The organism is Tamlana sp. s12 (assembly GCF_016767215.1).
Taxonomy (GTDB): domain Bacteria; phylum Bacteroidota; class Bacteroidia; order Flavobacteriales; family Flavobacteriaceae; genus Pseudotamlana; species Pseudotamlana agarivorans.
Genome location: NZ_CP068547.1, coordinates 3,664,683 through 3,680,000, shown reverse-complemented (window position 1 = coordinate 3,680,000; position 15,318 = coordinate 3,664,683). Strand labels below are relative to the sequence as shown.

Here is a 15,318-nt window from a genome sequence, read left to right as displayed (position 1 = left end):
CATGTAGCATTGTTCGAAGTGCTACATTGAACTATGGAAGAATTTGATGTATTTGTAATAGGTAGTGGTGTCGCTGGACGACTGGTAGCCAAATTATGTACTAGAGAAGGATTAAAAGTGGCTATAACTGATAATAGAGCTTTTGGAGGTACTTGTGCCAATAGAGGCTGTGATCCTAAAAAAGTTATTTTAGGTCCTACAGAGGTGTTTGAAATGGCTAGTAATTTACATGGTAAAGGAGTTTCGGTGTTGCCGGAGTTAAACTGGGAAAAAAATCAAAAATTTAAACGAGAGTTTACCTATAACGTTCCCGCAGGAACCGAAGGGCAATTAAATGATTTGGGAGTAACCTTGTATCATCAATCCCCTAAATTTTTAGATGCTAATACACTTTCTGTAGAAGGAAAAACGGTATCAGCTAAAAAAATAGTTATAGCTACGGGACTTGTTCCAAGAGTTCTAACTTTCGAAGGGGCGAATTACTTAAATACCAGTGATGATTTTTTGAAGTTGAAAAAGCTTCCTAAAAGTATGGTTTTTATTGGTGGTGGTTATGTAGGAATGGAACTTGCTCATATGGCAGCACGATATGGTTGCCAGGTAACGCTAATTGAACGAAACGATGGTATTTTAAAAGCATTTGATAGTGATTTGTCAGCCGACTTGCTTCAAGTTTCAAAAGCATTAGGTATTAAATTTATTTTCAATGCTGAAGTCGATTCCGTAGAAAAACTTCGTAAAAACCACCGTTTAAATTACACGGTCGATGGCAAAAGTAGCTCGTTAAAAGCACGCATAATTTTCAATACAGCAGGACGTGTTCCAGCGATTAGCGAACTAGCTTTAGATAAAGGAAATGTCGCATACTCGGAGGCAGGAGTTACGGTAAATGCTTATTTGCAAAATACTACAAATACAAGTGTGTATGCCTGTGGCGATGTGTCTTCCCATAGTGTGCCACTTACACCACTCTCTGGTATGGAAGCTAAAATTGTAGCTGACAATATTATAAACAAAAATCAAACTGAAATAGACGTGCATACGGTACCATCGGCAGTATTTACTTTGCCTAATTTAGCTTCAGTTGGTTTGTCTGAAAAGGAAGCGAAAAAACAATATAGTAATGTTATTGTAAGGCAAGACCGTGTAGGACACTGGTATAATGCCAAACGTTCGAATGAAAAATCATATGCCTATAAAGTGTTAATTAATGAAGATACTAATGAGGTCCTTGGTGCACATATATTAGGAACGAATGCTGCTGAAACCATTAATTTGTTTGCTTTAGCGATTCATCAGAAAATAAAAGTTGATGCTATAAAAAATATGGCTTTTGTCTACCCAACTTGGGGAAGTGATATTAAAAGTATGTTATAAACAGATAGGTAATAACTCCGCTGATTTAAAAAACGAATGACTTAATCCTTCATGAGTATATCTATTGTACTTGATTGGAGAAAGGCGTTTGATTAGAAGGTAGGTTTAGTGCTGCTAATATTTTATCTAATTCGACCAAAGCCATTTTATCAATTAAATCGGTATTAATTTGTAGTTCCTTTTGTTTAGTTTTTAGGGTATAGTCTCCGGCAAATTTTTTTATCCATGTGATGTCATTCAGATTTATTGTTTTCCAATAGCCGTATAACCCATTTTTTTTGATTTTACCATCCTTAATAGTGAGATATTGATAGGTTAAATCATGTAAATATTGCCCGAAGTATAGAACTCCAATAACCAAGTATCCGTAATCCGTCCATCGTAAATGGTCTTCTGCCATCACATTATAAGTTCCGAAAGCTATCCATATAATACTTATAATTAGGTTGGCTATGAGCCTTTTTTTCTTGAATTTAATTTTCATATCCCTCTGCGGATTTTTTTTCGTTAAGCATAAATAGCCCCTTTATCATAAGGGGCTTACTTCTAAAGTAAAAAATCTAAGTAAATCAACTTCGCTTCTCATAAAAAACAGTAAATTCTTCTGGTTGTTTTTGCCAATCTAATGTTGAAGGCTTCATAATGTCCAGAACACTACTCAGCTGACATATTTCATAAGTGGCTTTTTTGATTCCTGGAGCTGAACAAGCAGACCAAACATTCGAAAGAACCACTATAAAATTAAATACAAAAAATTTTAATTTTCTAACTCGTAAGGGTAAATAACTTTCCAGTCTTTAGCCATATCTACAATATTCCATCCTTTTTCCGTGGCTTCGTCTAAAGCTTTGTCAAACGTGCCTATATGCGATTGTCTGTCATATTTCCATTCACGAATAGAATCGGTGTGATGTACATAAATTTGTAAATTTTTGATGGCGTTTGCTTCTGCCCAATGCATCATTTGTAAATCCCCATCGGAGTTTCCAATGGCCACAACAGGCTTACGTCCGATATAGCGATTTATACCTACAGGTTTACCGTCTTTATCGTCAATTAAATCAATTTCAGCAAGACGGGTAATGGTTGGTTTTCCGTCGTTGTAACTGTATTTAGTTTTAATACTACTACCTATAACGTTTTCAGCTGGAATGCCATACACTTCTTCTGTCCATGGTCGCATAAATTCAATACCACCACCTGATACGATGAAGGTTTTAAAGTCGTTTGCTTGGAAGTAGCTTAAAAGCTCAAGCATAGGTTGAAAAATTAAATCGGTATATTTTTTCTTTTTAATAGGGTGTTGTGCTGTGCCAATCCAATCTTTAACGATCTTATCAAATTCGTCGGTACTCATGCCAGCATGTGTCGTCATAACAATTTGTAACAAGCCTTTTTCACCTTGAGCCATTAAAGTTTTCATATCATTTTCTAATACGGCTTTATAAGGCTGTTTGTTTTTCCATTCAGGATGTTCTGGAGCTAAAGCTTTAATACGATCTAAAGCAAAAAATAGTTGAAAATAGATAGGTTGCTCAGACCACAATGTCCCATCGTTATCCGTGGTTACTATACGATTTGTTTTTTCTATAAAATCTGGATGACCAACAGTAGTTGCATTTGTTACAAAATCGATAATGGCTTGTTTTGTTTCACCTTCATTCCAAGAGGGTAGCGGGTCTGTTATGTGTTTAGGTTGTTCGCTTTCGTTGGTGGTTGCTGCCTCCTTTGTATGCGTTTGTTCCTTACATGATGTAAATATCATGGAAAATATTAGAACAAATATACACCAATGTAATGTGCTAAGTTTTTTCATAGCTTTATGGTTTAATAGAAAAAAGGGTGCTTTAGGCACCCTTTTAATTTGATATAATTATTACTTACCTTCTAATTCAGGAATTACAATCCCTTTTTCTTTAAGTAGAAGTTTAGCCTTTTCAATGTTTCTAAATTGTTTAATTTCCAATGGACCTGTGAAAACTTCACTTTGAAGTGGTCGTGGTGGATATTCTACATAAGATTTCATTAAATCTTGAGTAGCTTTATTAAAAATAGGTAAAGTCCAAGTTTTTTCTGTAAAGCTATTCATAAATAGATCGTAACGTTCTTGTGGATCAGCCCAAAGGTCGTAGATAGCAGGAACTGTAGCTACATAGGTTTGGTCACCTCTCCATCCTAGTTCTTGTCCAGGGGTATTACTTCCAGCTAATGCGCCATTGTCTCCACGCGTATTGAAAACGGCTTTCCAACGGTCTACACGTACAGCACCAGGTGATAATTCAGATTCAGTGAAGTAGAACCATTTTCTACGTAAAGGTTTGCCTTCATCGAATAAAACGTTAGACATGTCATAACTATCAAAAACCATAGGTACACCTTCTCTATCTTTAGTAGGTAAGGTAACGCCAGCTAAGCTAGCAAAAGTAGCCATAAGGTCTAATCCACCTACGATATCGTGATTATCACTTCCAGCTTTAATTTGTCCTGGCCACCAAGCTAATGCAGGTACCAAACTTCCACCTTCTCTGTCTGTTCCTTTAGATCCTCTAAAAGGCGTGTAACCAGCATCTGGATATACATCTTGCCAAGCACCATTATCAACCGTATAAATTACAAGCGTATTTTCTTCAATACCAAGTTCTTTAATTTTGTTCATTATACGTCCTACATTATAATCCATTTCCATAACACAGTCTGCGTAGTTACTTTTTGCAGGAGATTTTCCTTTAAATTGCTTAGACGGTAAGTTTGGCTGATGGTTCTTTGCAAAGTTAATACTCATAAAAAATGGATTTTTATCTTTAGCATAGACATCCATTTGTTTTAAAACATTTTCGGTCATATTCATGTCTAATTCCGCAATGTTTTCTGGAGTTACTTTAGACACTTCTTTAACGGCTTTTCCAGCTTCTCCTTCTAAAACACCTTTGGTTGCTTTTTGGAAAAATTCAGCCATTTCTGGAGACATTTCAGGATTCCAAGAAGGGAAAGCATAGGTATAAGCATTTAAGTGATACAATACCACATTTTCCATTTTGTCGTATCCTTGGTTGCTAGGCATAGCGTAATCGGCTTCACCTAAGTGCCATTTTCCTGAGAAATAGGTGTTGTAATTAGCTTTCTTTAGCACAGAAGCTAAAGTCCATTCTGCTTTAGGAAGTCCTCCGCCTTGTCCTTGAAATGCTACAGTGGTCATTCCAGAACGGTTAGGGATTCTACCGGTTTGCATGGCAGCTCTACCTGGAGTACAGCTTGGTTGGCCATAAAAAGACCAAAATTGCATACCTTCCTTTGCAACATTGTCTAAATTTGGTGTTGGCATTCCACGCCCTACACCTCCACCATATACCCCTAGGTCACCCCAGCCAGTATCATCAGAGACTAGTAAAATAATGTTAGGCTTGGTAGGCCTTTTTTTGTTTTTCTGCGCTTGACCATAATTTGGCACACAAAGCATAAGAAATACTACAAGTGTTGAGAAATTAATTCGATTCATATTAAAAAAGTTCAATGATTATTATTGAAGCTAATTTAAGAATTAAACTTTAAAAAATGTTAAAAACTGTTAATGAAAATATGTATCGACCTTTTAAAAGTTTATTAAAGCAGGGATTGTTTTTGGATCCTATTTAGTAGTGAATAAATCATAGGAAGGGATATTTTTTGATTAACAAGAACAATTAGGATTGACCCCAAATAACACCAAAATATTATCCAAAAAAAAAGAGTAATCATTTCTGATTACTCTTACTTTGTAGCGGGAACTGGACTCGAACCAGTGACCTTCGGGTTATGAGCCCGACGAGCTACCTACTGCTCTATCCCGCGATATTTAATCCTAAAACGACTAACTTAGCTTTTAACTTTCGGTTCATAATGCCGACCTAGTTGTTTCGGACTGCAAATATACAATCCTTTTTAGATTCTGCAAGTTTTATTTTTAAAAAAATTACTGTTCAATGCTATGTGCTTGAAAATCCTTTATTTGGCTGTTAATTATTTTCAAAGAAATTTCTATGGGGTTACAACAAACCTCACAGTCTTCAATATATTTTTGTGTTTTAATTGAGCTGTCAATTAAAACGGATATACTTTCCCAGCAATATGGACAGTTAAATGGGTGTTCAATCATATTATTAAATAAAAAAAAGCCATTAATAAATGGCTTTTATATAAGTAAGTTAAGAATAGACTACTGTGCACTATCTACATTCGCACTTTCAGTAGAATTTTGTAATTGTAATTTTCTTAAAGCTTCAGGTTTTTTTCCAGAAATACTAATGTATTCTTGATTCAATTTATTGTTACTTACCATTATGGTATTTAAATTTTTCAGGTTTATAAATTCGTATGGTAAATCACCAGTAAACTGGTTTTTCGAAAGTAACAATTCTTCAAGGCTTGTTAATTGAGCCATTTCTAAAGGAATTTCGCCTTCCATTTTATTATTCATTAAACTCAACTTTTCTAACTTTGTTAAAGCAGCAATCTCAACAGGGATGGTTCCTGTTAGGGCATTGCTACCCAATAAAAGCTCTTTTAAATTGGTTAATGACATCAATTCTACCGGGATTTCACCAGATATGTTGTTTTTATATAATTTTAAAGTTTCTAACTTTTTTAATGATCCAATTTCGGAGGGTATTGGGCCTTCAATTTCATTCATAAACAATTCTAAAGAAACTAATTCTGTAAGGTTTCCAATGGTAGTAGGTAAACTACCTTTTATTTTGTTAAAGCCTAAATTTATTTTTTTTAGATGTACTAGATTGCCAATAGCCTCTGGAAGTTCACCCTTAAGATTATTAAATTCTAAATTAATTTCTATAACCTGATCATTTTTAATTTTTACCCCATACCAATTTTCAACAGACCCATCAATATCCCATGAGGCGTTCCAATTGTCTCCATTAGTAGCTTGATATAATGCTATTAAACCTTCTTTTTCTTCTGGACTAATATTAGCGAAGGCGCTGGTTGAAATAAGTAAACAGATTAAAATTAGTTTTAGGGAATTCATAATTTAAATTATATGTTGGTTTTAATTTGCAACCAAAATAGGGCAAAAATAGATGAAAAACTATTTTATTCGTTGAAGTGTGTATGTTTTGTAGTTAGAATCTTATCAATAAAGGGGCTAAAAGCTTAGTCAAATTTCCAGCCTACACCAGTGGTAAGGACGTAATCGGTATCGTTACCCTCGATAGCGGGTTGATTATCATAGTTTATTGAGAACCCTGCTTTAATATAAAAATCTGATGGTAAATCATACTTTACCGTAGTATCAACATCCGATCTTATCCTGCCTTTTTGAGATAAACTAGGCAATAATCTTGCTTCAGCTGTTAGGCTGATATCTTCAAAATTAAACAAATTAAGGACGGAGCCAATAAACGCTTCCGAGGATGTTTTATCCAGACTTGAGTCCACATAATTTTCAATATTGTATGAAAAACCTAAAGTAAGACCCCAATACAGTTTATTGTTGTTTTTTATGAATTTACCAGCACCTAAACTCGGGCTAATCCTGGCGTCAAGCGCTTGTTCTGTATTGGATAAAAATGAGGTGTTTGCTAATAAATACCACTTGCCATCTATAATAATACGATATATGTCAAGCTTGGCATCTGTACGTTTAGTCTTGTCGGCATCATCTTGTATGGAATTTAAAATACTTATTGAGCCATCCATGAGCCACATTTTATCAATATAATGTAATGCGCCACTTGCCGTGAATTGATGCAAATTGTTGGCTTTAGATATGTTATATCCTAGATCAATAGATCCCATAAAACGTTCCCAAAATTCATCATCAATTTCATTTAAAGCCACCATTTCACTTAGTGTGAAAGTATGAATTTTTCCATCTTCGGTAATCACTTGACCAAGGCCTTTTTTATTCGTGGTTAAATTTCCAAAGCGTCTACGGCCTTCGGTTAAAATAACGAGTGTTTTCTTTTTTAAGTGGATGTAATCGACTTTATCAAATTCTACCTTAAAATCGCTATCACTATAATCTGTTTCTATGGTAATAACCCCTTGTTTTAAAAGTTTCACCTCTCCAATAAGCAGTGTTTTATCTTTAAGTTTGAGGGTGTCTGCTTGTGAGAGACCTAAGAAGGGTATGCAAAATAAGAATAGACATGTTAATTTTTTTTTGAGTAGAAATGCAATCATATGAAGGGATAAATGGTTAGTTAATTAATTTGAAAAAACATCAGTTTGCAATTTAATAATAAATAGAAATTAAATAAAATATTGAAGGATTTTATTCCAAAACAGGGGAGCTTTTCGGTGGATTTATTTAAGTTTGTTTTGAGAAACTTAGCTTATGAATCGTTTTAATTTTTTTTATGGTATCGTTTTATTTTTGATAGTTTGTACATCATGTAAAAAAGATGTTTATAAAGACAAAACGGACACTAAGGCTATAGTGCACGATGAGGCTGCTACCTATATTGGCTCCAAAACTTGTGTAGAATGTCATAATGAAGCTTTTCAAGAATGGCAAGGGTCTCATCACGATTTAGCCATGCAAGTGGCTAATGATGCTACAGTGCTTGGTGATTTTAATGATCATAAAACGACTATTGACGGAGTTTCTTATCACTTTTTTAAACGCGATAACAAATTTATAGTTTCTGTAAAAGAAGTGGATAAATCTGTCAAAGAGTATGAAGCCAGTTTCACTTTTGGTTTTACACCGTTGCAGCAGTATTTAGTAGATTTTGATAAGGGTAGAAAGCAAGTGTTAAGGGTGACTTGGGATACTGAAAAAAAGAAGTGGTTTCATCAATATCCAGGAGAAACGATTGTTCCAAACGATTGGCTGCATTGGACTGAAGGTGCTCAAAACTGGAATACCATGTGTGCCGAATGTCATTCTACAAACCTTCAGAAGAATTATAATGCTGAAACGGATGAATTCCATACCACTTACGACGAAATTAATGTGACCTGCGAAAGTTGTCATGGGCCTGCTAGCCAGCATGTGAAATGGGCCTCAAATAAGGAAGGTGGGCAATACCCGGATAAAATTTTAAAGGGACGTACACAAGAAGAACAACTTACCCTTTGTGCGCCTTGTCATTCCAGAAGAAGTAAGCTAACCCCTAATTTAGAACCTGGAAAATCTTTCGAAGATCAATACTTGCTTCAAAAGTTATCGACTAATTTTTATCATGGTGATGGTCAAATCGATGAAGAAGATTATGTTTATGGATCATTTTTACAAAGTAAGATGTACATGAACGGTGTAAAGTGTACCGATTGTCACAATCCGCACTCCATGGAATTAAAATTCGAAGGAAATCAATTGTGCTTACAATGCCATGTTCCTGCAAAATACAACACAGAAAAACATCACTTTCATAAACAAGGAACTGAATCGTCCTTATGTATAAATTGCCATATGACAGGTGAAGTATATATGGGGAATGATTTTAGAAGGGATCATAGTTTTAGAGTGCCACGACCAGATCAATCGGTTAAACATGGTACGCCAAATGCTTGTACGGGATGTCATGCTGATAAAACGGATGCTTGGGCGGCTAAAATGGTTGAAACTTGGTACGGAACTGAACGTCCTGATCATTTTTCAGAAAATTTGTTGTTAAGTACGAATACCAACTTAACGGCCGCAGAACGCACGAAGTTGGAATCATTTATTAATGATTTGAGTTACCCTGAAATAGCAAGAGCAACAGTTATTGATAATTTACCATTTGTAAATCAATCACAATACGCTGCATTTTTTACGGCTTTAGACGACGAAACAGCACTTGTACGGTATAGTGCGATTTTGAAATTTAGGCCATTGCCTGCTGAAAATCGTAAAGCCATTGCCGAAAAAATGCTAAATGACTCTAAAAAGTTAGTACGTATTGGGGCAGCTCAGTTAGTAGGTGATATGGATCCAGAAACCTTTGCCGAACCTCATAAAACAGCGCTTATAAAAGCTAATGAAGAATATAACATTATGTTGTATAGTAGTGCCGATTTTTCTAACGGACGTATGCAATTGGGTGATTTTTACTTGCAGAAACAAGATTATACCCAAGCCATTGAACAATATAATATGGCCATAAAAATGGATAGTTTGTTAATTCCAGTATATCCTAATTTAGCGACAACGTATTCGCTAGTGAAGAACTATGATAAAGCTTTAAGCACTTTAAATACTTGGGTTGAATTAGAACCGAAACAAGGACGACCACACTTTTTAAAGGCATTATTGTTTTTTGAGATGGATAAGCCAGTTGAAGCCGTTTCAGAATTGAAAAAAGCGATTCAACTTAATCCGAAGGATGGACGATCCATGTATAATTTGGCAACCTACTATTATCAAGATAGTAAGGATTTAAGTGCTGCAAAAAAATATATTAACCTAGCCTTAAAAGTGGAACCAGGAAACCCAAATTATGAATATTTACTGGCTTTAATTTATCAGAATTTAGGTGAAAATGAAAAGGCCCAGCGTATAATTTCACGATTACAGACTAATCAGTAGTTGTAGGGTTTAACCATTTGTCGCTTTTAACGGAGGCTTTTTGAGATGCTTTTAAGTACTTTAAATAGTTTTTTCTTCCTGTAATTAATTGTGACAATAGATCTTGATAGAGTTTACTATTGACTTGGGTTTTATTAAACGTTTCACGGTTTATTTGGTTCAATGTTTCGTTTAGGTTTTTAAACATTGGAAGGGTTCCCAAGTCATGAAGCGATTCAAATTTTGGTTGTAGCTTTTTAATCCACACATGGCTCGCAGCGATAAACTCGTAGTAATTCTTGTGTTTTAACTTATTTTTGACTTCCGCGAAAGCGTAATTTTCAGAATTTAAATAAGCTCGTCGTCTACGCTTGTAAACAGGAATACTGTATTTAATACCTTTAATAAGTATAAAAATAATAAGTAAAATACCAACCAGATATTCTATGAAGGTTTTGGGAGTGAGGCCGAAAATTAAAAAAGGCTTTTCTTCTGCTTCAGCGGTACCCTCAGCTTCTTTTTGCAATGACTTTTTAATGGTCGCCAGCATTTTTAAATCGGCATTAGGTTTAACAGAAATCATTACAGAATCTATATGTTTTCTGTAGAAACGCTTACTGTTCGGGTTCCAATACACGTATTCTAGAGTTGGAATCATAACTTCACCTTCTTTTTCAAATAGGTAACTTACGGTTTCAGTACGGCTGGCAGAAACTGATGTTTTAGATTTAGTTGTGTTTACCTTGGCGCGTTTCGGGTAAGTGCTTACTCCGGGAATACTGTCCCATGTGGTTGCTGGGAGGAATTCGGAAACCGTACCTGCAGCCGATCGATGAATGGTACGCTGAAGTACATCACCTACTTTAATGTCGGATAAGGGCATCGACCATTTTTGGTTAATGTTTAATGAGTTTGAAACTAACCAATTATTTAAACTATAGCCTAAAGGAATGTCTTTAACATGAATGGTTTTGGGTTTTGTTTTTACGACATGTTTAATGCCTTTAAACCCACCAACTTTTGGAGATTCTACGTGAATGGATAAACTAGGAATGGTAATATCTCCTTGTTTGGTAGGGAATACATTATAATAAAAACTTACGCCAGAGTAGTTTTTACCACTAAAAGTTCTAGAGTTACTAACCGAACGAAAATATACGGTTAATGCGCCATCAATTTGAATATTTCCCACGTCTATACCCGAAGTAAACCAGGTAGAACTATATACCGACACCGTTAAATGGATCGGTTGTCCAATATAAGCTTCAGTGGTATTTGTCGTTATATAACTGATAAGATTTTGGCCAAAAGCAGCAACCGAAAGCAAACCAAAAACCATATGTACAAAGATCTTTTTTACCATGAGTTATCTGTTTTTTCGGTTTTAACCATGCCTTTTTTTATTTGATATCGAAACTTTTTCGTTAAAAATAGGGCAGGATCATCATCTACTTTGCGCATCAAAATATTTTTTGGTATGTCTCCTTTTCCAGATTTAAAGTTGTCGGGGAGTTCATCCAATTCTTTGCCTTTACGCTTTCCAGTTTCAACGTTTTCTTCCAGCCTTTTTTTCTGCATGTCTTTTTTAGTGGCTTTTTGTCCACCACCACTCAAATCTTCAGGTGATTTGTTCTGCTTGTTTTTGGCTTGTGGCTTATCTTCGCCTACTGCCAAATCTTCAGGTTTAAGGTTTTCCTTATCGTTCATGGTTTGCAGGATATGCTGTAGGTTTCCTTTGGCATTGGCATTGTTAGGATCCTTTTGAATAACTTTTTCGAAGATCTCTTTCGATGCTTCTAGTCGACCTAATTTAGCATAGGTTAAGCCTAAATTATACATGCCATTTACGGTGGAATCTTGTTTAAATGCCGTTTCTGCACTTAGGAAGTCACCAGCCTTGTAATAAGCCACACCTTTATGCATGGGGTCTTTGAACTTTACAGCAGCTTTTGCGTAATTTTTAGCATCATACTCTTGTTGGGCTTGGTATTGTTGTGTGTACCACAAATCTTTGAATTTGAAATCGCTCTTTTTTTCTTTAGAGCAAGATGATAAACACAGCATGATTATTATAAGGTTTATAGACCAACCTTTACGGAAACTAAACAAGAAAATAAAAGCTAAAGGAAAAACCAGCCAATAACCGTTATCTTTCCAATTTTCATCCTCTCTACTAGTTACGTCTTCGAAAATAATATGATCACTTATGGCTTTAGCCAGATCTTTAACATCACTATTGTCTAAGGTCATCTCTACAATTTCTACTTGATCGAGTTCCGCTAGGGTATTAAGTTTATTACTGTTCAGGGCTGAAACTTGTTTTTTATGTCCCGGAATGCTTGCCCCACTTGGTGTTGCAAAGGGATAAATGTAAATTTTAACGTGATTTTCTTGTAAAAAAGAGCTTAACAATTCTATTGATAATTCATCTAAATCATCGGTAATTAAAAGAATTTTACCTTCTGCTTTGTTATCGGTAAAAAAGGTATTCATTCTATCAAAAAGTAAGTTGAACGAGGTACCACTATGCGGCATCATTCTTGGTTGTAGGCCGTCTATTTGATCGAGAATGATTTTGTAATCTGTTGTAAAAGGGATGGCGACATGGGTAGAGCCTGAAAAAAGTAATAAATTGGTTTCTGCTTTGGGATTGGCTTCTAATAAATCGTGAATTTTAAACTTAGCACGCTCTAAACGATTGGGTGATACATCGGTGGTCAGCATGCTTTGAGACATGTCTAAAGCTATTACAAATTGTGATTTTACTTTTTTTGCAGGTGCTTTAAACTGGCTCCAAGTAGGACCCAAATAAGCAATTAGGCCGATGCCAAACATGATAATTACCGAAAGCCGAATAAGAACGGTTTTCCAAACCGTTCCTTTTTGAATCACATACGGTCTTAAATGTTTCGCAATTTGTTTTTTCCATGTAAAAGTTTCCTTATAAAATAGAAATCCAACGCACAGAATTGAAATTGCTATGATACCATACCAAAGGTGTTCCGCTCTTAAAAAATGGAATTTATTCCAATCGATATGTTTTATTTCTTCTAGCATTAGGAAGCAGTAAGGCGTTTAAAAATCACAACAAGATTATTTATAAAAACTAAAGCAAAGCCTAAAATTAAAGCGATGCCTAAAGGGTAGTAGTAGAGGAGGGTTTTTGGGGTAAAACTCTCTTCTTCATATTCTACAGGTTCTAATTTATCTAACTCGGCATATATTTTTTCGAGTTCTGCGGCATCTTTGGCTCTAAAGTATTTGCCTTGGGTTAATTCTGAAATTTCTGTTAAGGTGCGTTCATCGAGGTCGGAATTACTATCCCCGGGATCACCAATTCCAATGGTGTAAATGATTGTAGAATCTTTCTTGGCCATGTTAGCGGCATCAAGTGGAAGTATGTCCATACCACTATCGACGCCATCCGTTAAAAGCAGCATCACTTTGTTTGAAATGGTATCGCGCTCGAACATATCCATGCCTTTAACAATAGCCTTTCCAATATTTGTCATTTGTCCGGCCATACCCACATCGGCTTCGTCAAGCATGGTTTTTACAGTTTCTAAATCGGTTGTAAATGGTGCTTGAATATAGGCGTTACTAGCAAAAAAGATTAGGCCCATTTTGTCACTTTCTCGCTTAACAATAAAATCCTGCATGATGTTTTTAACAGCAGCCCAGCGGGTGACTCTTTTTTGATCTATAAACCAGTCGGTGTTAGCCATACTGAAGGATAAATCGGCTAGAATTAAAAAATTACGGGAGGTCTTAATTTTCTTTTCAGGTTTTCCTACGAGTTCTGGTGAAGCCATGGCTACAATTAATAGGAGCCATATCACATACATTAAAAAAGAAGCTACCCAAGAGCGTTTTTTTACATAAGAAGCGCGTTTGGGCTTTTGTTTTGAAACTTTAGCACTGGATTTAAAATATGGGTAGATTAATGCCGTGCTCCTGTTTTTAATGCTAGGCAAAAGCCAATACACCAAAAAAGGCAATATGGCTAATACAGCCATGTATGGGTATGCAAAATGAAAATTATCAGGCATGTTTTTTAATCCAAGTTATACTGGTTTCAGCAAATTCGTTGAAATTAAACGAATCGGCATTTTTTAATTCATTTTTATATATCGCATCAGTGATGACGTTGCTATGATTGGTGTAAAAAGGTTTTTTAAGTTTTTCATCTAAAAAATTTAGCCAAGATGTGCCATGTAAAGCCGCGACCTCTTTTCTGTCATACGTTTGTAAGGCTGTTTGCTTGATGATAAACATAATTTGTGGTATTAATGTATCGTTTGCTGTGGTGTTTTGAGATTTTAAGGCTTCTATTTGAGACACCGCTGCTCTCCGGTATGCGTTGTGTTTGTATTTTAAATAGAATTTGTAAATCAAAAACAGTAGCCCCAATGCCAAGAGAAAAAACACAATTTTCCACCCCAAAGTTTCCATGGTGAAAGGAATAGGTGGCGCTTCTATAATCGGGCTTAATGTGCTATTATTATCTTGCTGCATTCGTGTTATAATTACTGAAAACCTCTATGAGTTGGTCCTCTACAGGTTCGTGGGTGTTTACTTTAAAAATGTTTATTTGATAATTTTCGAGTTCAGATTGGAAGTTTTTGTAATCGTCTTCAAAGGCCTTATTAAGCGTGTTATTTAATTTTTTATTTTTTCCGTTAAGATTAATTTGATATTTGGTATTGGTAATGGTCAACTTTTCTTCGGGAATATGCTCTTCAAGTTCATCGTAAACTTTGATGAGTACTAAATCATTATGAAGGGCTAGCTGACTTAGGTATTGCACTACTGAAGCGCTGTACCTTCGGAAATCGCTAATGATATAAACCACATAATCGTGGGTAACAATGTTATTTATTTTTGAAATGATTTCGGTTAAGGTACTTTCAAATTCAAAAGGTTCAGGTTGGTAAATCTTATGATTGGCGTCAACTATTTTCTGTAAAAAATAAATGATGTTTCTTGGATCCCTTTTCGGGGTAACGACCTCATATGTTTTTCCAGAATTGACCATACCGCCAACACGATCGCCTCCTTTTTTTATTTTATGAGCTAAAATGGAAGCCAGTTCGCCAGCAACTACAGATTTGGTCTTTTTGGTAGATCCAAATCCCATGCTAGCCGATTGATCTACATAAATAAAAGCCGGCTTTTCTTTTTCTTCGGTGAATATTTTGGTGTGCGTTTTACCAATTTTAGCGGTAACATTCCAGTCAATTTTTCTTATATCATCGCCTAAAACATAAGGTCTGGATTCTTCGAAATCCAATCCGCGACCTCGTAATCTCGAAGCATAATGTCCCGATAAAACGCTGTTTGATTTTTGCTTTCCTGAACCCAAATTAATGATAGAACTTATAAGTTCGAACTTTAATAGGTGTTCGAGGGTAAGAAATACATTTGGGTTTTTATCAGACTTGGACGCTTTCATA

The 15,318-nt window shown here is 35.4% G+C and carries 13 protein-coding genes and 1 tRNA gene; 2 read left to right on the top strand and 12 right to left on the bottom strand.

The genetic code is table 11. The annotated features are described in order from the left end of the window. The first annotated feature begins 33 nt into the window (after positions 1-33). Positions 34-1,377 carry a dihydrolipoyl dehydrogenase family protein gene (locus tag JJL45_RS15820; RefSeq protein WP_068604944.1) on the top strand — a complete coding sequence of 448 codons (1,344 nt, stop codon included), beginning with the start codon at positions 34-36 and terminating at the stop codon, positions 1,375-1,377. Between the two features lie 61 nt (positions 1,378-1,438). Here JJL45_RS15820 and JJL45_RS15815 read toward each other — a convergent pair whose 3' ends face one another. The 7 genes from JJL45_RS15815 to JJL45_RS15785 all read right to left on the bottom strand — a co-directional run bounded on the left by JJL45_RS15815 (position 1,439) and on the right by JJL45_RS15785 (position 7,554). Next, on the bottom strand, positions 1,439-1,861 hold the full coding sequence (locus JJL45_RS15815) for a hypothetical protein (RefSeq protein ID WP_068604942.1): 423 nt from the start codon (positions 1,859-1,861) through the stop codon (positions 1,439-1,441). A gap of 273 nt (positions 1,862-2,134) precedes the next feature. Then, complete coding sequence (locus JJL45_RS15810) at positions 2,135-3,193, bottom strand: HAD family hydrolase (protein WP_068604940.1); 1,059 nt, start codon at positions 3,191-3,193, stop codon at positions 2,135-2,137. Positions 3,194-3,253: 60 nt separating this feature from the next. Beyond that, on the bottom strand, positions 3,254-4,873 hold the full coding sequence (locus JJL45_RS15805) for an arylsulfatase (protein WP_082935998.1): 1,620 nt from the start codon (positions 4,871-4,873) through the stop codon (positions 3,254-3,256). 259 nt (positions 4,874-5,132) lie between these two features. Next, positions 5,133-5,205: transfer RNA gene (locus tag JJL45_RS15800), tRNA-Met, on the bottom strand. 121 nt (positions 5,206-5,326) lie between these two features. After that, on the bottom strand, positions 5,327-5,509 hold the full coding sequence (locus tag JJL45_RS15795) for a CPXCG motif-containing cysteine-rich protein (RefSeq protein WP_082935997.1): 183 nt from the start codon (positions 5,507-5,509) through the stop codon (positions 5,327-5,329). A gap of 60 nt (positions 5,510-5,569) precedes the next feature. Continuing rightward, entirely contained in the window at positions 5,570-6,397 is an 828-nt protein-coding gene (locus tag JJL45_RS15790) for a Two component regulator three Y domain protein (RefSeq protein ID WP_068604938.1), read from the bottom strand. A gap of 125 nt (positions 6,398-6,522) precedes the next feature. Beyond that, positions 6,523-7,554: a DUF481 domain-containing protein gene (locus JJL45_RS15785; protein WP_068604936.1), complete on the bottom strand. Its 1,032-nt coding sequence runs from the start codon at positions 7,552-7,554 to the stop codon at positions 6,523-6,525. Positions 7,555-7,708: 154 nt separating this feature from the next. On the opposite strand from JJL45_RS15785, the gene JJL45_RS15780 reads away from it, so the two are divergent. Continuing rightward, positions 7,709-9,886, top strand: a complete 2,178-nt coding sequence (locus tag JJL45_RS15780; RefSeq protein WP_068604934.1) for a tetratricopeptide repeat protein — start codon at positions 7,709-7,711, stop codon at positions 9,884-9,886. Here the strand turns inward: JJL45_RS15780 and JJL45_RS15775 are convergent. Genes JJL45_RS15775 through JJL45_RS15755 form a run of 5 tightly spaced genes read right to left on the bottom strand, consistent with a single transcriptional unit; the run spans position 9,876 to position 15,317 of the window. Then, positions 9,876-11,228, bottom strand: a complete 1,353-nt coding sequence (locus JJL45_RS15775) for a BatD family protein (RefSeq protein ID WP_068604933.1) — start codon at positions 11,226-11,228, stop codon at positions 9,876-9,878. The genes JJL45_RS15780 and JJL45_RS15775 overlap by 11 nt on opposite strands. Then, positions 11,222-12,922, bottom strand: a complete 1,701-nt coding sequence (locus JJL45_RS15770; protein ID WP_068604932.1) for a VWA domain-containing protein — start codon at positions 12,920-12,922, stop codon at positions 11,222-11,224. The genes JJL45_RS15775 and JJL45_RS15770 overlap by 7 nt, the downstream gene beginning before the upstream one ends. Continuing rightward, entirely contained in the window at positions 12,922-13,914 is a 993-nt protein-coding gene (locus tag JJL45_RS15765) for a VWA domain-containing protein (RefSeq protein WP_068604931.1), read from the bottom strand. The genes JJL45_RS15770 and JJL45_RS15765 overlap by 1 nt, the downstream gene beginning before the upstream one ends. Then, positions 13,907-14,380 carry a DUF4381 domain-containing protein gene (locus tag JJL45_RS15760; protein ID WP_068604921.1) on the bottom strand — a complete coding sequence of 158 codons (474 nt, stop codon included), beginning with the start codon at positions 14,378-14,380 and terminating at the stop codon, positions 13,907-13,909. Before JJL45_RS15760 ends, JJL45_RS15765 begins: the two co-directional genes overlap by 8 nt. After that, positions 14,367-15,317 (bottom strand): DUF58 domain-containing protein, encoded by a 951-nt coding sequence (locus tag JJL45_RS15755; RefSeq protein WP_068604920.1) that lies wholly within the window; start codon positions 15,315-15,317, stop codon positions 14,367-14,369. The genes JJL45_RS15760 and JJL45_RS15755 overlap by 14 nt, the downstream gene beginning before the upstream one ends. Position 15,318 lies beyond the last annotated feature (1 nt).